This is a genomic window from Pandoraea faecigallinarum, from assembly GCF_001029105.3.
Lineage (GTDB): Bacteria > Pseudomonadota > Gammaproteobacteria > Burkholderiales > Burkholderiaceae > Pandoraea > Pandoraea faecigallinarum.
Map to the genome: position 1 here is coordinate 2,433,428 of NZ_CP011807.3, position 22,647 is coordinate 2,456,074.

15 protein-coding genes and 1 pseudogene are annotated in these 22,647 nt (G+C 65.8%); 6 read left to right on the plus strand and 10 right to left on the minus strand.

The window, feature by feature from the left end; genetic code table 11:
• Positions 1 to 54: 54 nt before the first annotated feature.
• A complete protein-coding gene (locus tag AB870_RS26340) occupies positions 55 to 915 on the minus strand; it encodes a LysR family transcriptional regulator (RefSeq protein ID WP_053059672.1) in 861 nt (286 codons plus the stop codon).
• A gap of 184 nt (positions 916 to 1,099) precedes the next feature.
• Here AB870_RS26340 and AB870_RS10780 point away from each other — a divergent pair, with 184 nt between their 5' ends.
• Both AB870_RS10780 and AB870_RS10785 read left to right on the plus strand, forming a co-directional pair.
• Positions 1,100 to 2,971: a sulfatase family protein gene (locus AB870_RS10780; RefSeq protein ID WP_084663549.1), complete on the plus strand. Its 1,872-nt coding sequence runs from the start codon at positions 1,100 to 1,102 to the stop codon at positions 2,969 to 2,971.
• A 149-nt stretch (positions 2,972 to 3,120) separates the two neighbouring features.
• Positions 3,121 to 3,723 (plus strand): putative pterin-binding protein, encoded by a 603-nt coding sequence (locus AB870_RS10785; protein ID WP_047909086.1) that lies wholly within the window; start codon positions 3,121 to 3,123, stop codon positions 3,721 to 3,723.
• A 21-nt stretch (positions 3,724 to 3,744) separates the two neighbouring features.
• Here the strand turns inward: AB870_RS10785 and AB870_RS10790 are convergent, their stop codons facing one another.
• The 6 genes from AB870_RS10790 to AB870_RS10815 form a co-directional block, all read right to left on the minus strand.
• On the minus strand, positions 3,745 to 5,898 hold the full coding sequence (locus tag AB870_RS10790) for an esterase/lipase family protein (protein WP_064674813.1): 2,154 nt from the start codon (positions 5,896 to 5,898) through the stop codon (positions 3,745 to 3,747).
• Complete coding sequence (locus AB870_RS10795) at positions 5,895 to 6,968, minus strand: Lnb N-terminal periplasmic domain-containing protein (protein WP_084663551.1); 1,074 nt, start codon at positions 6,966 to 6,968, stop codon at positions 5,895 to 5,897. The genes AB870_RS10790 and AB870_RS10795 overlap by 4 nt, the downstream gene beginning before the upstream one ends.
• 65 nt (positions 6,969 to 7,033) lie before the next feature.
• Positions 7,034 to 9,775 carry a cation-transporting P-type ATPase gene (locus AB870_RS10800; protein ID WP_047907992.1) on the minus strand — a complete coding sequence of 914 codons (2,742 nt, stop codon included), beginning with the start codon at positions 9,773 to 9,775 and terminating at the stop codon, positions 7,034 to 7,036.
• A gap of 355 nt (positions 9,776 to 10,130) precedes the next feature.
• Positions 10,131 to 11,135 (minus strand): sterol desaturase family protein, encoded by a 1,005-nt coding sequence (locus AB870_RS10805; RefSeq protein ID WP_047907993.1) that lies wholly within the window; start codon positions 11,133 to 11,135, stop codon positions 10,131 to 10,133.
• Positions 11,136 to 11,147: 12 nt separating this feature from the next.
• Positions 11,148 to 12,194, minus strand: a complete 1,047-nt coding sequence (locus tag AB870_RS10810; protein ID WP_047907994.1) for a YVTN family beta-propeller repeat protein — start codon at positions 12,192 to 12,194, stop codon at positions 11,148 to 11,150.
• Between the two features lie 185 nt (positions 12,195 to 12,379).
• Positions 12,380 to 12,958, minus strand: a complete 579-nt coding sequence (locus AB870_RS10815; protein ID WP_047907995.1) for a PadR family transcriptional regulator — start codon at positions 12,956 to 12,958, stop codon at positions 12,380 to 12,382.
• Between the two features lie 179 nt (positions 12,959 to 13,137).
• On the opposite strand from AB870_RS10815, the gene AB870_RS10820 reads away from it, so the two are divergent.
• Together AB870_RS10820 and AB870_RS10825 are read left to right on the plus strand one after the other, a co-directional pair.
• Complete coding sequence (locus AB870_RS10820) at positions 13,138 to 15,159, plus strand: NADPH-dependent 2,4-dienoyl-CoA reductase (RefSeq protein WP_047907996.1); 2,022 nt, start codon at positions 13,138 to 13,140, stop codon at positions 15,157 to 15,159.
• Between the two features lie 236 nt (positions 15,160 to 15,395).
• A complete protein-coding gene (locus AB870_RS10825) occupies positions 15,396 to 17,171 on the plus strand; it encodes a GGDEF domain-containing protein (RefSeq protein WP_053059673.1) in 1,776 nt (591 codons plus the stop codon).
• A 14-nt stretch (positions 17,172 to 17,185) separates the two neighbouring features.
• Here the strand turns inward: AB870_RS10825 and AB870_RS10830 are convergent, their stop codons facing one another.
• A complete protein-coding gene (locus AB870_RS10830; RefSeq protein ID WP_157112457.1) occupies positions 17,186 to 18,571 on the minus strand; it encodes a CoA transferase in 1,386 nt (461 codons plus the stop codon).
• A gap of 265 nt (positions 18,572 to 18,836) precedes the next feature.
• On the opposite strand from AB870_RS10830, the gene AB870_RS10835 reads away from it, so the two are divergent.
• Positions 18,837 to 20,087, plus strand: coding sequence for a citrate synthase family protein (locus AB870_RS10835; RefSeq protein WP_237170095.1), 1,251 nt, complete (start codon positions 18,837 to 18,839; stop codon positions 20,085 to 20,087).
• 21 nt (positions 20,088 to 20,108) lie between these two features.
• On the opposite strand, the gene AB870_RS10840 is transcribed toward AB870_RS10835, so the two are convergent.
• The gene (locus AB870_RS10840; RefSeq protein WP_047907999.1) at positions 20,109 to 21,689 is read right to left on the minus strand and encodes a PepSY-associated TM helix domain-containing protein; all 1,581 of its coding nucleotides are present in this window, start codon (positions 21,687 to 21,689) and stop codon (positions 20,109 to 20,111) included.
• A gap of 138 nt (positions 21,690 to 21,827) precedes the next feature.
• A complete protein-coding gene (locus AB870_RS10845; RefSeq protein ID WP_047908000.1) occupies positions 21,828 to 22,322 on the minus strand; it encodes a DUF2946 family protein in 495 nt (164 codons plus the stop codon).
• Positions 22,323 to 22,371: 49 nt separating this feature from the next.
• On the opposite strand from AB870_RS10845, the pseudogene AB870_RS10850 reads away from it, so the two are divergent.
• Positions 22,372 to 22,578: pseudogene (locus AB870_RS10850) on the plus strand (alpha/beta hydrolase); the annotation flags it as partial.
• Positions 22,579 to 22,647 lie beyond the last annotated feature (69 nt).

A 22,647-nucleotide genomic window follows, 5' to 3' on the forward strand; every position in this document is an offset into this window, starting at 1 on the left:
ACTGGGCGCGTGCCCATGCAGCACGCCGACCGTCGGCGCGACGTGCGAGAACCGCTAACCGAAATCATGCAGCGATGCCACCAGTGGCGAGCGGGCCACGCCCAACCGGGACGCAAGAAACAGACACGGCATGGCCTGTGCCGTACTGGCGTTGGTCATCAGCGTGACCGATTCCATGACGATGCGCGGCAATGGCAGTCCCCGATGCGCGAATTCCGTGTCGATGGCGCGGCGCATCGGCGTGCCGGGCGGCGGCACGATCCAGGGGTAGCGCGCGGCGTCGGCCCAGCCGGGCGAAGCATGCGCAACGAGAGGATGGTGACGCGCACCGAACACGCGCACATCGTCGTCATACAGCGCAACGACACCGAATCCCGCATTCATGGCTGTCTCGTCCAACCGGCAAATCAGCAGGTCGATCTCGTGCCAGTGTGCGCGCGGCAGCAGCCGATCGAGCGTTTCTTCCAGCAGATTGATACGAAGCGCCGGCCCTGTGCGCTCCAGTCGGGCGAGCGTTTGCGGCATCAGCACGCTCGCCATGCCAGGCAGGATGCCGACGTTGACGGGTTTGGCGAGCCCGTCGCGCAACGCCTGCATGGCGGGGGCCACGCTCGCGAGGTCGGTCAGCATGCGTTCGGCCCGTTCGAGCAGTGCGTCGCCGTAGGGCGTAGGCGTCACGCGACGCGTGGTGCGCTCGAACAATGCCACGCCAAGGGCCTGTTCGATTTCGCGCAACCACTTTGACAGTGCCGGCTGCGTGATCGCGGCGGCCTCCGCGGTGCGCGCGAAACTGCGCGTGCGTCCGAGCCAGCGCAGTGTCTCGAGATCGCGGATCCGGAGTTTTCGAAGTACGGCGGGAATCCGGCGTGCGAGCGGGCCGGTGTCATCGGGCGAAGGGTTCTTGCTGTCGCTCATGGGGAAAACGGGAAAAGGGCGCCGGGAGGTGAGGTTGCGAAAGGTTGCCGCGCAATTAATGTCAATTTGGTAATGAATATAGCGCGACTTTTCATCGATGGGTGCTGAGTCCCGGCGAATAATGAGACTCCCATCCGGTAGCGGGCGCATTGAAGACGCCAGCACCTCATCAGGAGCGAGACGCATGACAACACGCAATCCCCCATCCCCCGACGCGCAGTACGACACGATCCGGCGCGATGCATCTGCCGGCCCACGCGCATCCCGGCGCGACTTCCTCAAGCAGGCGGGTGCAGCCGTCGCCTCGGCCGGACTGGTGCCGTCCGCCATGGCAGCCCCGGCGCGCGAACACCAACGCGAGCCCGCGCCCGACGGCTACGTCATGCCGCAAGAGCCGCCAGCGGTCGCGCCGAAGGGGTACAACATTCTTTTTATCCTGACCGATCAGGAGCGGCACTTCGACAAATGGCCATTCCCCGTGCCGGGGCGCGAGCGCCTGCGCCGCGAGGGCGTGACGTTCGTGAACCACCAGATCGCGGCGTGCGTTTGTTCACCGTCGCGCTCCGTGATCTACACGGGCCAGCACATCCAGCACACCGGCGTGTTGGACAACTGCGGGATTCCATGGCAACCGGACATGTCGACCGATCTGCGGACGATCGGCCACATGATGCGCGACGCCGGCTACTACGCCGCCTATCTGGGCAAATGGCACCTGAGCGGCAAACTGCATCACAACCACACGCCGTACGACACGCCGACGCAAGAGTACAACGCGCTGCTCAAGTCATATGGTTTCGACGATTATTTCGGCGTTGGCGATCTGATCGGGCGCGTGCGTGGCGGCTACACGTACGATGGCCTGACGACGTCGTCGGCCGTATCGTGGCTGCGGGGACGAGGGGCGCAACTGGCGAGCGAACAAAAACCGTGGTTCATGGCGGTCAATCTCGTCAATCCGCACGACGCCATGTTCCTGAATACCGATCCGGCGGGTATCGATACGCAGAACGCCAGCGGGCCGACGCTGGGCAACGCGCGCCCGCCGAAGGACGCGATCTACGACGCCCATTGGAACGTGCCGCTCGCCGCGACGCGCAAGCAGGCATACGACGCCCCGGGGCGTCCGGCGGCGCACGGCGTCTACAACGCATCGGAGGGGGTGCTCGTCGGCGACTATCCGCTCGACGACGCACGGCTTCAGGTCTACCAGGACTATTATTTCAACTGCATTCGCGATTGCGATACCCATGTGGTGACGTTGCTCGACACGCTGCGCGAGCTTGGCATCGACAAGAACACCATTGTGGTGATGAGTGCAGATCACGGCGATCACGTCGGTGCGCACAAGCTGGTCGGCAAGGGACCCACGACCTATCGCGAGCAGAACCACGTGCCACTGGTCATCCGGCATCCGGCGTATCCCGGTGGCAAGCAATGCGCCGCGCTCAGTTCACACCTGGACATCACGCCCACGCTGCTTGGGCTCACCGGACTCGACGCCGCCGGCATCGCCCGCGTGGCGGGCACCGCGGCGCGGGGCCACGACCTTACGCCATTGCTCGGGCGTGCGGATCGGCAGGCGGTCGATGCGGTGCGTCCGGCGGCCCTCTTCAACTACGCCATGCTGCTGTTCTACGACAGCGAGTGGCTTGCCCAGGAGTACGCCACCTTGCGGCACAAGGGCATGCCGGTCGAAGAGATTCACCGGCGCGTGATTGCGCGTCAGCCGGACTTCCGGCATCGCGGCATGATTCGCAGCGTGTTCGACGGGCGCTACCGGTTCTCGCGCTACTTTTCGCCGACGCAATTCAATCGGCCGACATCGCTCGAAGCGCTGTTTGCCCATAACGACGTGGAACTGTACGACTTGCATTCGGACCCGGCCGAGTCGAACAATCTGGCGCTCGACCGGCGTCGCAACGGGCCACTGCTGCTCGCAATGAACGCGTTGCTCAACGAGCGTATGGATGCCGAGGTTGGCGAGGACCGTCCCGACGTTCTGCCGATTCGCGACGGGCGCGTGCACTTCACGTTCGAGAAGGCCGCCGGATGACTTGACGGTAATCCTCATGCGTTGGCGATCATGCGTTGGCGAGGCGGGCGGCATCGGTGGTACGCTCGTGCGTGCGCCCGCGCAGGGCGCGGCAGGGTCATCTGCCCCCTTGCATGCGTGTCATCGTGTCATTCGTTTTTGCCAACGCCATGAACAAACGTGATTTCCTCGCCGGTGCAGTGGCACTCGGCGCGTCGGTGCCGGGGCTTGCCAAACCGCTCGCTTCGGCGAATGCGTCCGTCGCGCCGGTCTCGACACCGCTCGTCACCGTCTCCGGCGCTATCCAGCGTCATAACCGGGGGCCGGTCGATCCGGCGTTGGACCAGCTTTTTCACAAGCAACTGGTGAACTTCGATGCCGGCTATGCGTTCGACTTCGCGATGCTGACCCGCTTGCCGGCGCAGACGATTCGCCCGACGCTCGAGTACGACGCCAGGCCGCATACACTGCGCGGACCGCGTCTGGTCGACGTGCTCGCGCAGGCAGGCGTGCCCACCAATCCCCTGACGCAGGTCCTGTTGCGTGCGCTCGATGGGTACGTCGTGGCGAGTACGCTGGGACAGGTGCGCGAGTACGGCTTCCTGCTTGCGACCCATATCGACGGCAAACCACTCGCGCTGGGCGGACTCGGGCCGTTGTGGGCCGTCTACGATCCGGCCGGGATTGCCGCGCTGGCGGGCAAACCGCTCAAGGAGCGGTTCGCCCTTTGCCCGTGGGGCGTGTATCACATTCAGGTCAATGCGGTGTCGTAACGTGACCGGCCCGCCGGAGTGTCAGTGAGACGTCGGCCGTCCGGGCAGCCCAGGCGCGAGCGGCGGGGGATCGATGGCCTGATAAGGGTTCAGACGCCCCGGCAGTTTGACCGGATCGAGTTTGTCGACGTCTTCGTGCAAAATGCGGCGGATTTCCAGAATGGCCTGCGGGGTCTCCTGCACGCTGTGCCCCGCGACGATCACACGCTCGGATTGGGCGCCTGCCAGATGGGCGCTTGTGTAAGGCACCACGCCGTCGGTCGACGCTTCCAGAGGGCCTTTGGCGCTTCGCCGCGCGATGATCGAGTGATACTGCACCGACGGTGAAATCTTCAGCCCGGCGGCAGCCACCACATAGGGGTCGTTGTCGCGCAATTGATCGATGCTGTTGGGCACATATCGCGTCTTGCCTTCGGACGGATCGTCCTCCGAGCCGGTCGCGTAGTGCAGCACGTCGTCGATGCCCGAGAGCAGCGTGACCGGCAGCCGGATCAGATTCGAGATCCAGCGGCCCAGCCGGTTGCGGGCGAACGGCGTTCCCCGATGCGGTGCGGCAATGAAGATGGCCCGCTCGAATTGAGGGACGGGTCTGAAGTCGAACAGCGGGTCGAGCCGGTCGCGCGCACGGTCGATCTGGTCGTCGTTGAGGCGGTAGTCGTTCTGGAAGGCTTCCCACAGATCGTGGTCCGAACTCGACACCATCAGTCGCGCGATCACGCCGCCCATACTGTGCCCGATGATCACCGCATCATGCGACGCCGCCGACAGACCGTCCGGATCGAAGTGCCTGAGCGTTGTCTCGAACGCGTTGCGGATCGCCATCGCGTTCACGAGAATCGGCGCATTCGTGGGGTAATAGACCTGCCAGACTTGGAAATGCTCGCGCAGCGTCGCGTCGCCCTGAATCTCGTTGGCCATGTTGACCCACGCTTCGGGGCTGCTCGCCAGGCCGTGCAGCATGAGAATGACGCGGCGGCCCGGATCGAAGGGTTGCATCAGATAGATGTGGGGACGCACGATGCCCCGGTCGCGTCCGAACAGCGTGCGCAGTGACTGCTCCGCAAAGCCGGAGCGGGCGAGCCACAAGCCATAACCGGCAGTGAAATTGCCGGCCAGCGGCACCAATTGATGGTTTAGTTCGACCGACGACTGCCGGTACGGATCGTAGGCGACGAGCGTGGCGACCTGCGTCGTGAGCACTTCTTCCCGCGTGGTGCCCGTAAAGCGCAGCAACAGCGTGATCGAAGGCGAGGGCATTTCGCTGAACACAGGCCCGGCGTCAGGATCGGTGGCGCGACGGAAGTCGCGCGCCGCGTGGCTCTCGCGGGCGTTGCGCGAGGTGGCGCCGCCGCGCTCGTCACCGGCTTGCCCCGATTGGGGGAGGCCGGGCGCGGGGCCGGTCGCCGCATCCCCGCGTGGCGCCGCGTTGCGATTGGCAGCCGCCAGCGCGTCCGCTGCCGACTTCTCGTCGAGTACGGCCACGAGTTCCGCGCCGAAGCCGTCCCGGCGATATGGGCTTCTCAGCCCGGCGAACGACAGTGTGGATGCAGGCAGCACTTCGCGCGGCTGTGTGCGATTGTCCGCGAAGCGCACGCTGCTGGCATCGACGGGCAGCGTCCAGCCGGCGATCTTGTCACTGCCGGTTTGCTGCACCCGCCGGAACAACGCGACGGAAAAGTTCTGCACCGCGTAGTTGTAGTAGTCGCGGACCTGTGTCTGGCGATCCTCGAAGGCGCGATCGCTCGACGGCCGGTCGCTGTAGAACAGATACGCATACGCGTAGCGCGCCGAGCGCAGCCACAAGTCGAACTGTGCGTCGTTCCATTGCTTGTCGCCGGGCGATGTCTGCGCGATGGCCAGTTGCATCGAAATCTCGGCCATGGCCGCGAGACGCCGGTCGACGTCGATTTCCCTGGCGCGTCCCAGTGCGTCGATGCAGTCGAGCGAGGTCCTGGCACAAATGGTGTCGTCCAGTCCCGCCACCCGAATCGTTTCGTCGGTCGACGCGCTGAGCTTGCCCGTGGATAGAATGTCGCCGCGTTTCATGGCGATGTACTGCTCAGGGCCGAGCGAGCGAACCTCGACCATCGCGCAGCCCGACAGCGCCGTGAGCCAGACGACGGCGGCGAGCATGCCGGCGCGACGAAGGCCGGGGGCCAAGTGCCGGCGCTTCATGGCGTCACCTTCGGATCCTCGCCCGGCACACCTTCGCGGATGCGCGTCGAGAATGCCGGCGAATCGCCCGCAGCCAGCGCGCGTTGCACGAAATTGCCGCGCTCCTGCAACTGGGCATAGGTGAAGCCCGGCGTGAGGCCGCCCTGATCGTAGGCGTACTCGGCAAAATAGCCGGAGAGCAGCAAACGGTAGTCGAGCGGGAGTCCCGGCGCGATGAGGCGGGCGATCTCGAACACGATGGTCGTGCAATTGCTCGTGAGAGTGTTGTACCAGGCCGGTTCGCTGTCGAGCTCCTCAGCGCGTTCCAGATAGCCGAGGAAGACCTGGCGCAGCGCGTTGGGCGGAATATTCAGCCGGTAGAGATACGTCGTCTCGCCGCGCACGTTGCTGCGCACACGCAGGATGTCGCGTTCGTCGGCGGCGACGAGCGTCGCTTCGAAGTCCTTGAAGAAGCCGCCGACGGCGGAGAACCTCTGCCCCTGCTTCTTGCGGATCTCGATGGAGAACACGACGCGCTTGCCGTCCGAGAAGCCGAACGACACCAGTGTGTGGGCGATGGCGGGACCCATCCAGTACGACAGGACGAGATCGGCACTCACGAGGTTGTCGAGATCGTATTCCCGGGTCTCCCAGCGGGGCGTGAAGTCGGTCGCCGTGCGCCATTCGAAGTTGCGCACGTTGTGCAGCGTGACGTGCGAGCCGTCGACATGAGAGGTGAGGCGCTGGGCAACGTCGGTGGCCCAGACGCGGTCGTTGGACGGCCGGATCGTCTGCCACCATCCGGCCAGCACGACCATTGCGATCAGAAAGCCCAACGGCCAGCCCTTGAGCGGCACGCCCGCACGCACGCGCAGCAATGCGATCACGGCGGCGACGCCGAGTCCTACCCACAACGCGATGACGAGATATCGGACCGGCGCCGGACCGGGGCACCGGTAGCCGAGGGCCATGGCGCCCCAGGCGCAGGCGCCCAGCACCAGCAGCGCGAGAAACGCGCGCAGGACATAGACGTACCACGCGAGGTGTTGGCTGGCGAGCGCGTCGCCAGCGTGGGATTGCAGTTGCAGCATATTTCGCAGAGGTCGATTCGGGCGGGCACCTCGCCCGGCGGCGCGGCGAGCTTGCCGCCGCCGCGCTATTGCGTCGCCAGCCGCTCGGCCCAACCCGCGCGGCGTACCACCCATTTTTCCAGTTCAGCGCCGAAGAATACCAGCAGACCGGCGCCAAAGACTTCCAGCCATTCGCGCGGATTGAGCGGGGACGAGCCGAAGGTCGTTTGCATGAACGGCACGTAGGTGTAAATCGCCTGAAGGATCAGACAGGCGGCGATCGTCATGAGCGCCACCCGGTTGCCGAACAGGCCCTGCCAGCCGATCGACGAGCCGAAGATCGAGCGGCTGCTGATCAGGTAGAACATCTCGGCAACGACCAGTGCATTGACGGCCATGGTGCGGGCCGCTTCCACGCTGGCGCCGTTGCGCCATTCCAGATAGAACAGCCCGAAGGTGCCGATCATCATCAGAACGGACACGAGCGTGACGCGCCACACGAAGAACCAGGAGAGCAACGACGCGCCGGGTGGGCGCGGGGCGCGTGTCATGATGCCCGGTTCGGCCCGCTCGAACGCCAGTGCGAGGCCCAGCGTGCTGGAGGTCACCATGTTGATCCACAGCACCTGCGCCGGCGTGAGCGGGACGACGCCCAATGCCAGCATGACGCCGGCAATGACCACCAGCGCCTCGCCGCCGTTGGTCGGCAGCATGAACAGGATGAATTTCTTGAGGTTGTCGTAGACGCCGCGTCCCTGACGCACCGCCTTGGCGATGCTCGCGAAGTTGTCGTCCGTGAGCACGATGTCGGCGGCCTCCTTGGCCGCTTCCGTCCCTTTGAACCCCATCGCCACGCCAACGTCCGCCCGCTTGAGCGCCGGGGCGTCGTTCACGCCGTCGCCGGTCATGGCGACGACCTGACCGTCGTCCTGCAACGCCTGGACGAGACGCAGCTTATGTTCGGGGCTCGCGCGTGCGAAGACGTCGATCTCCAGCGCGACGCGCCGCAACTCGGCGTCGTCCATGAGCGCGACCTCGGCGCCGGTGACGGCCGGTTTGCCCACGCCGATGTCGAGTTGCGCGCCGATGGCCTTGGCCGTTTCGGCGTGATCGCCGGTAATCATCTTCACGCGAATGCCCGCGCGGTGACATTGCGCTACCGCGGCGATCGCCTCGGCACGCGGCGGATCGATGATGCCGACGAGGGCGAGCAACGTAAAGCCGCCTTGCACGTCGCCGAACTCAAGCCGCGTGCCCGCCGGTTTCGCTTGCCGGAATGCCAGCGCCAGCACCCGAAGTCCCTGCGCGGCGGTGTCGGTCACCATACGCCGCCAATAGTCGATGTCCACGGGGCAGACCGGTGCTCCGCCAGGCGTGACGATCTGGTGGCTGCACATCTCGAAGATACGTTCGGGCGCGCCTTTGACGAAGAGCCACGGCGTATCGCTACTGTCGGTGTGATAGGTCGCCATGAAACGGTGCTGCGATTCGAAGGGAATGGTGTCGAGGCGCGGCCATTGGGCTTGCAGCGACTCGCGCGTCAGGCCCGCCTTGGCGCCGAGCACAAGCAGCGCGCCTTCGGTCGGGTCGCCTTCGATGCGCCAGTGGCCGTCGGGGTCCTGGAGCAGGCGCGCATCGTTGCAGAGGCCGCCCGCGCGGGCGGTCAGACCCAGCTCCGGATGGCGCGCGAGGTCGACATCCGCGCCGTCCAGCGAAAACTTGCCTTCGGGCACGTAGCCGGCACCGCTGACGTCGTAACGGTGGCCGGCGGCGACGACACGCTGCACGGTCATTTCGTTGCGCGTGAGGGTGCCCGTCTTGTCGGAGCAGATGACGGTGACCGACCCGAGCGTCTCGACGGCGGGCAGGCGTCGAACGATGGCCTTCTCGCGCGCCATGCGCTGCACGCCGCGCGCAAGGATCACCGTCATGATGGCAGGCAAGCCCTCGGGAATCGCGGAGGCGACGAGAGCGACCACGACCATGAACATCTCGCCCGCCGGTTCGCCGCGCCACAGCCAGCCCAGCAAGAAGGTCAGCACGGCGACGACCGCGATCGCGCCGGCGAGGCCGTGTCCGAAACGGTCGATCTGGCGCAGCAGCGGCGTGGTGCCGCTGTCGACATCGGTGAGCAGGTGATTGATGCGGCCAAGCTCGGTGTGCGCACCGGTCGTCACGACGATGCCCGTGGCCTGTCCGTACACGACCACCGTGCCGGCGTAGGCCATGCACCAGCGGTCCCCCAGTGCGGCGTCTTCCGCGCCCGGATCGAGGGTTTTTTGCACCGGCTCGGATTCGCCGGTCAGTGCGGCTTCGTCGACACGCAACTCACGCGAGGCGATGAGTCGCAGATCCGCCGGCACGCGGTCGCCGGACGCGAGGACCACGACATCGCCAGGGACGAGCGTGGTCGCGTCGATCTCGCTGCGCGTGCCGCCACGCATGACGGTGGCGTGGGGAGCGAGCATGCCGCGAATGGCCGCCAGCGCCGATTCGGCCTTGCCCTCCTGAACGAAGCCAATGAGGGCATTGACGATGACCGCCGCCATCAACACGGCGGTATCTAGCCAATGTCCGAGCAGCGCGGTAATGACTGCCGCGCCCATCATGGCGTAGAGCAGCACGTTGTGGAACTGGTAGAGCAGGCGCATCAGCGGACCGCGCCGGGCAGGCTCGGCGAGCCGGTTGGGGCCATAGCGGGAGAGGCGGGATTGCGCTTCGATGTCCGACAGCCCATCGGGGCCGGTCTGCAGCTCTCGCTGGGTCTGTTCGACGGAAAACGTGTGCCACGGCGGTGGCGATGAGGCGTTGTCGTCGCGGTGCATCATGGGCCCTCGGTGCGGCGGCAGCCGCGAAGGGGCTCGCGGCATGGCGCGTGGATCGACGAGACGATGGTGACTCCCGCGCAGCATAGCGTAAGTTAGGGCTCCGAGTGAAGCGGGGACCGGTACGCCGTCGGACACGATGCGGCTCAACGACGTCGCGGCCGGGCAGCTCCGCATGCTCGGCAAGGGATTCAGATACGGCGGTTCGTATCAGGCGCTGCTTTGTAAGACGACGCCGTGGCTGCGGGGGTGTCGCGGCAAGCGCATCGACGCCGCACATTGCTGCGCGCCGCCGTTGGTTGCCGGTGAGAGATGATGAGGGATGCGACCGGGAGGGCGGCGCAGGCGCCGAAGCGCCTCAGACCGGTTGGCGCGGGGACGAACGGCGAGGCGCAAGGCGTTTGGCGATACGGCCCAACGCCCGGACCTGCTGTGCGATCACGCCCGTGCCGTAGCGGCGCGAACGGCCGGCGGGCGCCGGCAACTGGTCGCGAATACCCGTCGGTTCGACGGTGCGCTCCCACGACGCCGTGCGAAACAGCATGTCCCACCACGGGAACAGCACGCCGAAATTGCAGCCGTAACGGGTGCCTTCGTGTCCGTAGCCAATCGCGTGATGGCGGCGATGGAACGTCGGACTCACGATCAGCCGTTCGAGCACCGGACCGTATGGCAGGCGTGCATTGACGTGCTGCACGCTTTGCAGGAAGTTGCCCACGGCCACGAGCACGACGTACTGCGCCGGCTGCACACCGATGAACAAGGCGATAGCGGCGAAAAATGCCGCCTGAACGATGTCGTCGAGGAAGTGGTTCCGATCGTCCGACCACAGCGACATCTGCTGCTGGCTATGGTGAACGGCGTGCAGTTCCCACCAGACGCCGAAGCGATGCTGCCAGCGGTGATACCAGTAGCCGGCGAAGTCGAGCACCGTCAGGTACATCAGGAACGACACGATGGGCCGGTCGGTCACGCCGGGGTACAGCCCGTCGAGATCGATACTCGGCAGCCCGTGGATCACCATCTGGCTCTGCAACTCGTTGAATACGGGTTGCAGCACCACGAAGAACAGCAGGTTCAGAATGCCGAGCTTGGCGATCCAGGTATAGATGACGTCGGCGCGCACCTGTTTGCGGTCTTGCCACTGTTCGACCGGGCGCAGCGCTTCGAGCGGACGCAGCAGTACATACGTCAGCCCGACCTGCATGACGCCGATGATGACCAGATAAAGAGCGTCGTAGATGTCGTCGTCGTATTCCATCAGGTTGAAGTGGAACAGCAGGGGCTGCACCACATCGACGTAAATGAGGGTCTGAACGGCGGAAATGCCGCTATCGACGAAATTGATGGCTTCCTGAATCATCTGTCGGCCCTGTCAGTCCGGATTCGGCGAGAGTACCGGAGCGCGATCGGCAAAGTAGATGCCATGCGGCGACCGGTTCACGGCAATGGTATCGACCAGCTTGCGTGAGGGCAGGTCGATCACGCCAACGTGGCGTGCAAATCGGAACGTTACCCAAAGATAGCGTCTATCGGCGGACAATTCCATATCGTCCGGCCCCGGCATCAGGCCGGTAATGTCGGCCACCTTGGTCAGCGTCTCGTAGTCGATGATGCTGATGGTGCTCTGCACCCGGTTGCTCACGGCAATGTGGCGGCCGTCGGAGAGCGAGCGGAAGTTGTGGGCACCGCGTCCGGTCTGGATGCGCTTGACAACTTTCTGCGCGCGCCAGTCCACCACGGCGACGTCGTCCTCGCCGGTCATGCCCACGAGCAGATACTTGTCGCCCGGTGTCATCCAAAGGCCCGCGGGCGTCTTGCCGACCGGCATGCGCCATTTCACCGACTGGGTCGCCAGATCGATGGCGGCCAGTTCGCCCGAATCCTGCAACGTAACGAAGACTGTCTTGCTGTCGGACGAGAAGGTCATGTGACTCGGTGTCCTGGCGAGCGGGATACGCCTGGCGACCGTGATGTTTTCGCCGTCATAGTGATAGAGGTCGACGCGATCCAGACGCAACGCGGCCGTGACGAACCACTTGCGATCGGGCGAAAAGCCGAGTTGATACGGATCGTCGATATCGGTCACCTGACGCTGAAGCTTGCCGGTGCCCGGGTCGAGGAACATCAGACTGTTCGAGACCGAATTGGCGACGATCAGCGAGCGCTTGTCCGGCGTGATCATCAGGTGATGCGGCTCCTTGCCCGTGGGCATGGTGCCGACGACCTTCCGGGTGGCCTGATCGATGAGAGACAACTGCGCCGCGCCGGAGTCGAGCACGATCACCGTGCCCGCATGGGCGGACGAAACGGGCAGCGCGAGGGGGGCGGAAGCCAGCAGGGAGAACGTCGCGACGGCGCGGGCGCGGCTAGTCAGCCAGGAAAGCCTGGATGGCCTGAAGGGCTTGGAAGAAAACACCATGAATGCCTAGGATGGGGCGAAAAACGGTGACGTTTGCCGGCAGATGGCCCCTGAGTCGCTCCAGAGCCGCCAACGACTACCGGCGATATACGTCGATTCTCACGTTAAACGCGTCAGGGCCCCCGTCCGTTGACAAGAAAATGGGACGAAATCCCAGGCACCCGGCAGGGCGGAGGGCCAGGGTGTCAGGGCGACGGCGTGTCGCTTTGGGCGGGACCATCCCATTGCACCAGCAGTTGCAAGGCTTCACGGGTCCAGTCGAGCCATTCCTGCTCGTAACGCACGCCCAGCCGCAGGATATGACGCTGGAGGGCGGCTTCTCGCGTGAGCGGCGCAGCGGTTTCGCCGTCCGGAAAATCGCGGGCTTCAATGGCGCGGTACGCTGCAAGTTTCTGGGCGTGCAAGGCGGCCCGGCGTGCCATTTCCGGTTGCAGGCCGAGCGGCCCGATAGCGGCGTCGGCCCGTAACCGGACCATGAGATCGTCGCGCAGATCGGAGGGATCGGTGCGTGTCGCGGCCCAGGCGAGCAGTTCGTCGCGCCCGGCATCGCGCACGCGGTAGACCCGCTTGCGGGTGCGCCCGCCATCCGGCGCGGCCGTCGACGCGATCCATCCCGCCGATTCCATGCGTGCCAGTTCACGGTAAATCTGCTGGTGCGTGGCGTGCCAGAAAAAGCCGATGGACTTGTCGAAGCGGCGCGCCAGGTCGTAGCCCGACGAGGGTTTTTCCAGCAGCGAGGTCATCAGGGCGTGGGCGAGCGGCATGCCCGGTAGTCTAGGGACTCTAATCGCACTATGCAACCTGTTGCATAGTCACTTGGGCGCTTAGAATCGTCGTCGAACTATGCAACCGGTTGCATAACGGGAAGCGCGGGAACGCCTCGACCCGAACCGGACTTCACCTGAACCCACGGCGCGCGCCGGACGATGAGCGAGACGAAGCGATGAGCGGCTATCCCCACCTGATGCAGCCTCTGGATCTGGGCTTTACCACCTTGCGCAACCGTGTGCTGATGGGCTCGATGCACATTGGCCTGGAAGAAGCCCGCAACGGCTTTGCCCGCATGGCCGAGTTCTATGCCGAGCGCGCCCGCGGCGGCGTGGCGTTGATGGTGACGGGCGGCATCGCGCCGAACGACGCGGGACGTCCCTACGCCGGTGGCGCGAAGCTCAGCACCGAGGAGGAGGCCGACAAGCATCGCGCGCTCACCCGGGCAGTCCACGCCGCAGGCGGCAAGATCGCCATGCAGATCCTGCATTTCGGACGCTATGCCTACCATCCCGATCTCGTCGCGCCCAGCGCGTTGCAGGCGCCCATCACGCCGGCCCGGCCTCGCGAACTGACGAGCGACGAGGTGGACGCCACCATCGACGACTTCGTGACCTGCGCCGCGCTGGCGCAACACGCCGGTTACGACGGCGTTGAGATCATGGGCTCCGAAGGCTATCTCATCAACGAGTTCATCGCGGCCCGAACGAACCATCGCACCGACGCCTGGGGCGGCAGTTTCGAGAACCGCATGCGCTTTCCGGTCGAAATCGTTCGGCGCGTGCGTGAGCGTGTCGGGCGCGAATTCATCATCATTTACCGGCTGTCGATGCTCGATCTGGTCGAGGGCGGCTCGACGTTCGACGAAGTGGCCGGACTCGCGCGCGCCATCGAAGCCGCCGGCGCGACGCTGATCAATACCGGCATCGGCTGGCATGAAGCGCGTATTCCGACGATTGCCACCAGCGTGCCGCGCGCGGCATTCGCCTGGGTGACGGGCAAACTCAACGGACATGTCGGCATTCCCCTGATTACGACGAACCGCATCAACATGCCGGAAGTCGCCGAGCGGATTCTGGCCGATGGCGAGGCGGACATGGTGTCGATGGCGCGGCCGCTGCTGGCCGACCCCGAGTTCGTGAACAAGGCCGCGGCCGGTCGCGCCGAGACCATCAACACCTGTATCGGCTGCAATCAGGCGTGTCTCGATCACACGTTCAGCGGCAAGATTACGTCATGCCTGGTCAACCCTCGCGCATGCCACGAGACGGAACTGCGCATCGAGACGGCCGGACGCCGGCGTCGCATCGCGGTCGTGGGCGCGGGACCGGCCGGGCTTGCCGCTGCAACGGTCGCGGCCCGGCGCGGCCACGAAGTCACGCTTATCGAGGCGGACGCAGAGATCGGCGGCCAGTTCAACATGGCCAAGCGAATTCCTGGCAAGGAGGAGTTCTTCGAGACGTTGCGCTACTTCAGTCATGAACTGGCGGCAAGCGGTGTGCATGTCAGACTCAATACGCGCGCCACCGTGGACTCGCTTGTCGGCGGCGGCTACGACGACGTTGTGCTGGCGACCGGTGTCGTGCCGCGTACGCCCGCCATCGAGGGGATCGACCATCCGAAGGTGCTCAGTTACGTCGACGTGCTGCGCGCAGGTGCGAAGGTCGGCAAGACAGTCGCGATCATCGGGGCGGGCGGCATCGGTTTCGATGTCGCCGAGTTCCTGACGCAGTCCGGACAAAGCGCTACGCTCGCGCCGGAGAAGTTCTACGCGCAGTGGGGCATCGATCCGTCTTACGCACATGCCGGCGGTCTGCTCGCACCAGTGCCGCAGACGTCGCCGCGCAAGGTCTATCTGATGCAGCGCAAAACGTCGAAAGTGGGCGACGGACTGGGCAAGACCACGGGGTGGATTCATCGGATTTCACTCAAGCATCGCGGCGTCGAGATGATCCCGGGCGTGACGTATCGCCGTATCGACGATGATGGCCTGCATGTCACCATTGACGACGTGCCGCACGTCCTATCCGTTGATAACGTAGTTTTGTGCGCCGGGCAGGAGTCATTGCGGGAATTGGCTGATGGTGTGCGCGCGGCCGGCGTGCGCGTGCATGTCATCGGTGGGGCCGATGTGGCGGCGGAACTCGACGCAAAGCGGGCCATCAAGCAGGGAACGGAGCTGGCTGTCGACCTATGACTCGACCTATAAGTTTAGGGAGCGACGCGGGGTGCGGCAGATCGATGTGAGACAATGACGGCTCGTGAATCACGCTGTTCGAAGGCGTTTTCACGATGCCAAGCGTACGTGCCAAGTGCCGGGCACGACGTTTCCGCGGCACGCTGCGGATCGCCACCGTTACGGTGCGCCGTCACGGTGTCTTCGCAGCGGCCTCAGTGGGAACCTGTACCGTGTGGCCTACGGTGTCATCGTCAATGAAGCGCAAGTTACTCTCGGCCGGTTCTTTCACCGGCCGTCTCCGGTTACAGAACCTCGCCGTTGTCTCCGCTGTCGTCATCCTTTGTAGCGGCCTGCTGGTCTTGGCCTGGGGAACTTACCGCCAGGCCACCGACGCCGAGCTTGCCCTCGAAGCGCTACGTGCCACCTTGCTGGCGATGGAGAAGGCGTCTGCCGAACGCGGGCCAGCGAATGCCGTGCTCGGTGCGGACCTCCCGCTCCCCGACGCGTCGGTTACCGCGTTGCGCAATGCCCGCGAGGCCACCAACGCGCGTCTCCAGGAATTGCTCTCGGCGCTCTCGTCGGACCGATGCGGTCAATGTGCGAGCAGCCTGCGCGCCGTGGAGCGGGCGCGGCTCGATCTGGCGGCCGCCAGTGCCAACGTCGACCTGCTGGTCCAGCGTCCGCGCGAGATGCGTAGCGACGCCGCCGTGCGCGACGCCGTCGATCGCATGGTGCGCGTGATCGCCGATTTCACGCCTGTTGCGTCGTCGCGTATCGACATCGTCTCGCGCGGCGCGCCTGGTGCACTGCATTACGTCATCCTCGCCCGTCTCGCTGCCGAGCTTCGCGAATACGCAGGACAACTCGGCTCGCACTTCACCGCCGCACTCACCACGCGCCAGACACTCACCGAAGCCGATCAGCGCACCATCGAGCGCACGCTCGGGCGCATCGACCAGTTGCGCGACATGATCGCCTCACGCGTGAGCGAACCGCCGGACCTCGGCCCCTCCACGCTCGGCACCCTCAATGCCCAGTACTTCGGCGCGGGTCTGCATTACGTGGCGACCGTTCGTACGTTGGCCGCCCAGCCGCGGCCGCCGTCGATCACGACCGCCGAATTCGCGGCGCACTACGTGCCGACGATGCGCGCGATCACCGATTTGCGCGATGCCATGCTCGCGCGCGCTCAACACCACGTCCAGGCGCAACGCGCGAAGGCATTGCGGTGGCTGATCGGCATCGGCGTGTCCGAGGTGTTGCTGGTGTTGGTGACCGTGGTCGTATTGCGCGACTTCCGCCGCACGGTGGTGTTGCCGTTCGAGGCTGCGACCCGCTTCGTCGATGCTCTCGCACAGGGCAATCTCGATGCCACGGTGCCCGGCGAAGGCCTGCCGTTGAAACGTCCGCAGGTAAGCGCCGTATTCGACGCCTTGCGCGTATTGCGGCTCAACGCCGTCGAACTGGTGCAGTTGCGACGCGAACGGGCGCGCCTGTCGGGCGAACTGGAACTGAGCGCGGATACCGATCCCCTGACCGGGCTCATGAACTGGCGCGCGTTCGAGCGTCAGGCGCAGGCGCTCTGTGCGATGGTGACGCCCGGGCATGTGACCCTCATCAAGTTCGACATCGACAACTTCACGCAGATCAACGCGGCGTGGGGGCACGGCGTGGGAGACGACGTGCTGCGTCGCGTCGGCGCGGTATGTCAGAACACGACGCAGCCCGGCGATGTGGTGGCTCGTCTGGGGGCAGACGCCTTCGTCGTGCTCGCCCGTGTGCTGGACGAATCGCGCGCCCGGCAATTCGCCGAATTGCTGCGCGGGCGCATCGAGGCCACGGCGCTGAAGCTGCCCAACGGCGAAGTGTTACCGCTCACGGCGAGCTTCGGTATTGCCATCGCCGATCTGATGACATTCGACGCCAATGGGGGACCGAGCGGCGAACCGCCGAACGTATCGACGTTGCTCAGTCAGGCGGAGCGCCAATTGCATGCCTCCCGGCAGGCGCGGCGTCACGCCATCGATTGACGGTACCCGTGCGCTTACGCCCAGCACGGCGTGGCGGTGCCCAGCGCCATCGCGGGCAGAGCCCAGTCGACGGGCGTGCCGGCAATCGTCATGGGTACAGCGATGCGCCGCACCGGTCCCCAGGACGTGTCTTCGATGCGCGGCGACAGATCGGCAGACGTCTGCGCCGCCAGCGGCGGCGGGGCGTCCGGCGCGGTTCGATGCGTCACCAGCAAGCCCGCCGTGCGTGCGAGTGACGCGCGCACCGTGGAACCGATTCCCTGCGTCTGACGCAGCGCGAGCGCATGGACGGCCGCGGCCGCCATCAAATATCCCGTCGCGTAATCGATCCCTTGCCCGGGCAACGGTACGGGGCGATCCGCGTTGGCAGCGCGCATGCCGGCATCGGCGACACCCGAACTCATCTGTACCAGACTGTCGAAACCGCGTCGCGCGTGCCATGGTCCTTGCCAGCCGTACGCGTCGAGCGAAATGTCGATGAGCGCCGGGTTGAGTTCGCGACGACGCGCGGCCCCGAGCCCTAGGCGCGTCAACGCGTCGGGGCGATAGCCGTGCACGACGATGTCTGCCTCACGCATCAGGGCTTCGAGCGTCGTTCGCCCCGGTACCTGCTTCAGATCGAGGCGTGCGCAGCGCTTGCCGAGCACGACCTCGGGCACCGTGCCGGGCTCGTCCCAGCCGGGCGGATCGATGCGCAGCACCTGCGCGCCGAACCCTGCGAGAAAGCGCGTCGCAGTCGGCCCCGCGAGAATGCGGGTCAGGTCGAGCACCCGAACGCCGCTTAACGGCCGTTCGCGCAGCGGCTTCCACGCAGGGGCGCCGCGGCCACCGCCCGCATCGAAGGTTTCCCATTGCAGCAACGGATCGCTTGCGACGGCCATCCCTTGCGGGTGCGCTTGCCATTGGGCCAGGGTGCGCATTGCGGCCGCACATCCGCCCCCGGCGACGATGGCGCTCTCCAATGCATCGGCTTTGCACGTCGCGACGGCGCGCGCCACGGCGTCTCGTTGTGTGTCCGCGCCAGATAAGCCGAGCACGGCCAGCGCAGCGTCACGGTGGTGTGGCGCATTGGTGTGCAAACGAATCCATCCATCAGCCGCCGCGTAGTCGCCCGCGATGGGATCCCACATCGGGGGCGCCGACCAGCCCTGAGCGCGCAGCGATGTCTGGAACCAGAACGACGCCAACCGCCGGTCCACATTGACCTGTGCCGCCGCAAGGCGTCCGTCCAGGCCGTAGTCGCCGGTTGCGCCGGTCGCGAATCCCGCCACGGCCAGCGACGCGGTGGCGATCGCCGCCGTAGCGAAGTCGGTGTACGGGAAAGTGCACGGCAACGCGCCCTGGCCGCTGATCGTGAGATTCGCGCCGGTGAGCGCTCGGCCGGTGACGGCGTATTGCATCTCGCGCAAATATGACGCGACGAAGCCGGTGTCTTCGGCGAGCGCGATGGCGGCGCCGGATACAGCGTGGTGCGTGGGAAGCATGGGCGAAATCCTCGAACGATTCGATACGTGCGTCGCGATGCCTCGCGGCGCGGGACTGCCGGCGCATTGAAGCTTAAGCCCATGGATTTTATTGTCAATATTGATTAACTTAGTCAATCTGTTGGCCTTCCGCCGGTCCATCGCGTCCATCACGTCGTCAGTCACTTCCCTCATATCCCACATGTCCCTCATGTCCGTTCGCGCCCCGAACTCCGGGAATTACTTCACCGCAACGCAAGCGGCCGAGCGCCTGGGCGTCTCGCTCCAGACCCTGTATGCCTACGTGAGCCGAGGATTGCTGCATGCCGAACCGGGCAGAACGCATCGCGAGCGTCGTTACCGGGTGGCGGACGTCGAGCGCCTCGCCACGCAGCGCACGCGCGGCCGAAAGCCGAAGGAAGTGGTCAAGGCCGCGCTCGATTGGGGAATGCCGGTGCTGGAATCTTCCATCACGTTGATCGAGGATGGACGATGCTACTACCGGGGACGCGACGCACTGACGATGGCGCAAACGGCGACGGTCGAAGCGACAGCGGCGTGGCTTTGGCAGTGCGACGAAGCATCGGCCTTTGCGTCCGGCACGGGCGAGAAGGGTGACGCGATGCGACGGCTCGCGTCCGAGTGGCCGGTGATGCTGCTCGAACGCTATCGTGGTCAGCGTGCCGAAAACGCGTTGCTGCCCACGTTCACCGTGGTAAGCGACGACGCCTCCACGGCGATCTGGCAGCGCGATCCGGCACGTGTCGCGCAGGGCAGCGCAACGTTGCTGCGCGCGATGACGGCCTGTTTGCTGGGCACGCTTCCAAGCGATGCGCCGATCCATGAACAATGCGCGAAAGCCTGGGGGGTGAACGATGCCGAGGGCGCCGATTTGCTTCGCATGGCCCTGGTGCTTTGTGCGGATCACGAACTGAATGCGTCGAGTTTCACGGCGCGTTGCGTCGCATCGACGGGGGCGAGCCTGCGGGCGGCGATCATTGCGGGGTTATCCGCGCTGACGGGCGGGCGCCATGGCGGCACAACCGCGCGCAACGAAGCGATGTGGGACGAGCTCGGCGACACGGACGTGGCAAACCGCATGCGCGAGCGCCTCGCGCGTGGGGAGAAGCTTCCCGGCTTCGGCCATCATCTCTACCCGGCGGGAGACGTGCGGGCCAGCGCGATGCTCGCCCGCCTGCTGCCCGAGCATCCCGCGTGGCAGACGATGGTCGATGCGGCATATGCACTGGTCGGGCTGCGTCCGTCACTCGACTTCGCGCTGGTCGCGGTGCGGCGTCACCTCGGACTGCCGGTCGGCGCGGCCTTTGGTCTCTTTGCGCTTGGCCGCTCCATTGGGTGGATCGCCCACGCGCGGGAGCAGCGCGAAAGCACGCAATTGATTCGACCCCGCGCCGCGTACGTCGGCGTGCGACCGGACGCACCGCGAGACTAGCGCGTCAGCACCATCGAACGGTCATGGTTTCGCGCGACGCCCGAACACGGCGCGATCACCCGCCCACACCAGCGCCATCGTGGCGCCCATCAGGGGGAAGATACAACCCAGCGCGATCATGCCGAGGGCCCACCCGCGCATGGGCGGCCGCGCGTGCGGGCGTGACGGCGCGCCCAGCGAGCGGGCCGGGCGGCGCATCCACCACATGACGAAGCCGGTGACTGCCATCGCGAACAATCCCATCGAAATCAAGGCGCACAGCCATTGATTGACGACACCGAAGTAGCGCCCCATGTGCAGCGCAGTCCCGTAGGACACGGCTTGCGCGATGGCCCCGTAGGCGTTGTAGTCGATATCGCGCAGCACTTTGCCGCTGTACTGATCGATGTGAATCGTGCGTTGGGCTTTCGGGTCGGCCGGGAAGTACGAGACGGTATAGACGCCGTCGGGCCGCTTGGGCACCACGAGGCTGTAGCCGCTCTCGACGCCCATGCGCGAGGCAATCGCCATCACGTCGTCGACCGGCAACGCGCCTTGCGCACGCAAGCCGGCAGGGGAGATTCCCTCGCTGCCCATCGTTTCGTGTCCGGCATGTCCCGCATGTTCAACCTGTTCCGCGTGCGCCTCGCCGCTCCCGTGCGCCCCACGCGGCGGGTGCGTCATTCCGTCCATCGCGGGTCCGTTCGCCCTGTCCACGGCCTGAGGCACTGATCGGGGCACGGTCGTATTGCCGACCGCCCACGGGATTTGCGCGATGGGAAGATCGTCCATTTTCATGGGCGTGGCGGGCTTGGCAGGCGCGGCGGGCGCGGCGGGCAATTGCGAGCGCACGGGCGCTTCGCCCCAGACGCCGGGCGGCGATCCCATGCCGATCTTCGACGTCAGCACCTTGAACTGCGCGCCCCACGACCCGGACCACGGCAGCCCCGACAGCACGAACGCCAACCCGCCCGCGGCAAGCCACAGTCCCGCGACCCCATGCAGGTTGCGCAGCAGCGCACGCCCGCGCAATTGCAGACGCGGGCGCAGGGCGTTGGCCCATGCCGTGCCCGCACGTGGCCACCACAGGGCGAGACCGGTGACCAGCATGACGAGCGTCCAGCATCCTGCAAGCTCCATGAGCAGTTCGCCGGCCTTGCCCAGCATGAGCGAGCGATGGAGGGCACGGACTTGCGCCATGAGGCGGTGCTCGACGCTAAGTGTGCCCAGCACCGCCCCCGTATAGGGATTCACGTAGACGCTTTCCCGCTCACCGCCGGGCAACCGAAAGACGAATTCCGCACTGCGCGCCGGATCGCGATTGACTTCGACGGAGCTGATCCGGGCCTCGGCGGGCAGCGTTGCCGCCGCGCGCTCCATCAGCGCCTGCTGGCTGATGCGCGGCGCATCGGAGGCCACGACGGCCAACCGGTCGCGATACAGCCACGATTCGATTTGCGGTTGAAACACGTAGATCGTGCCCGTGACGGCGAGCACCATGAGCCACGGCATGACGAACAGACCGGCGTAGAAGTGCCAGCGCCAGAGCGTCCGGTACTGGCCGGCGGCCGGCGCCGGCTGCGCCTCACGGGTCTGAGGCGTCTGTGTGTAGGGGATCTGCATATTGCGACGATTCCGTCTCTTGTCGCCACGGTAGGCAACGGCGCGGGCATGCCCCCGATACGACGCTCGGGCAGGCATTCGCGCGAATGGAAGCGACACCTTCACCGCAGGCGGTGTGGCATCGGACTGAACGCGGGATCAGGAAACGGCAGGGGGCGCGCGCGCAGGCGGCGTGGAGACGAGTTGGGTGTTGGCCGAAGGCGTGTGCACAGCCGGTCCGGCGCGTGCGACCCAGGCAAACGGCACAGCGCCGGTCAGCACAGGCATGACGAGCGGCGGATGGTTGGCGAGAAGCGAACAGTACCCGCAGACGTCGCCCTGGTCCGGGTGGTCTGCCTGCGCCATCTGCGACGCGTGTGACGAGTGCGACCTGTCCAACCTGTGCGAGGGTGCCGCGGCGTCGTGTGCCGAACTCGTCCTCACTGCGTTCATCGCCCTCGTTGCTTCCGTTGCCGGCAATATCCCGGGCTGCGCATCTGCGCTCCCGACCGCACAGAAAGCCACGTCCAGCACGCGCGCCGCTTCCGCTCGATGTGCCGCAAGCATCTGACCGACCACCGGCATGCCGACGGCCAGCCACATGGCGGCGAGGCCGAGCCATGCTGTCAGGCGTTTTCGGGCGGAGAGCGTCATGCGTCTGCGTCTTGGTGGTAGGGAGCGCGTAGAAGCCGAAATGCTATCACGCGGCGCGTCCGCGCATGCCGGCGGTGAGCGCTTTGACTGGCAGTTGGCATCGCCGAAGTGGCAGTTCGACGATGCCACGTATGCCGGCTCGGCTGCCGCCTTTCACAACCCGGCCCATGTGGCCATCGTGATTCACAACTACCGTTGGCGTCTCGGGCTGGCGCAGGGCGAGGCACGCTTCGATGCACTGGACAAACGTCTCGCGAATTGAAACTTCGGATATCTATGGAAAACAATCTTTGACGAGATTCGTTTGTTTGCTTAATGTTCGTGT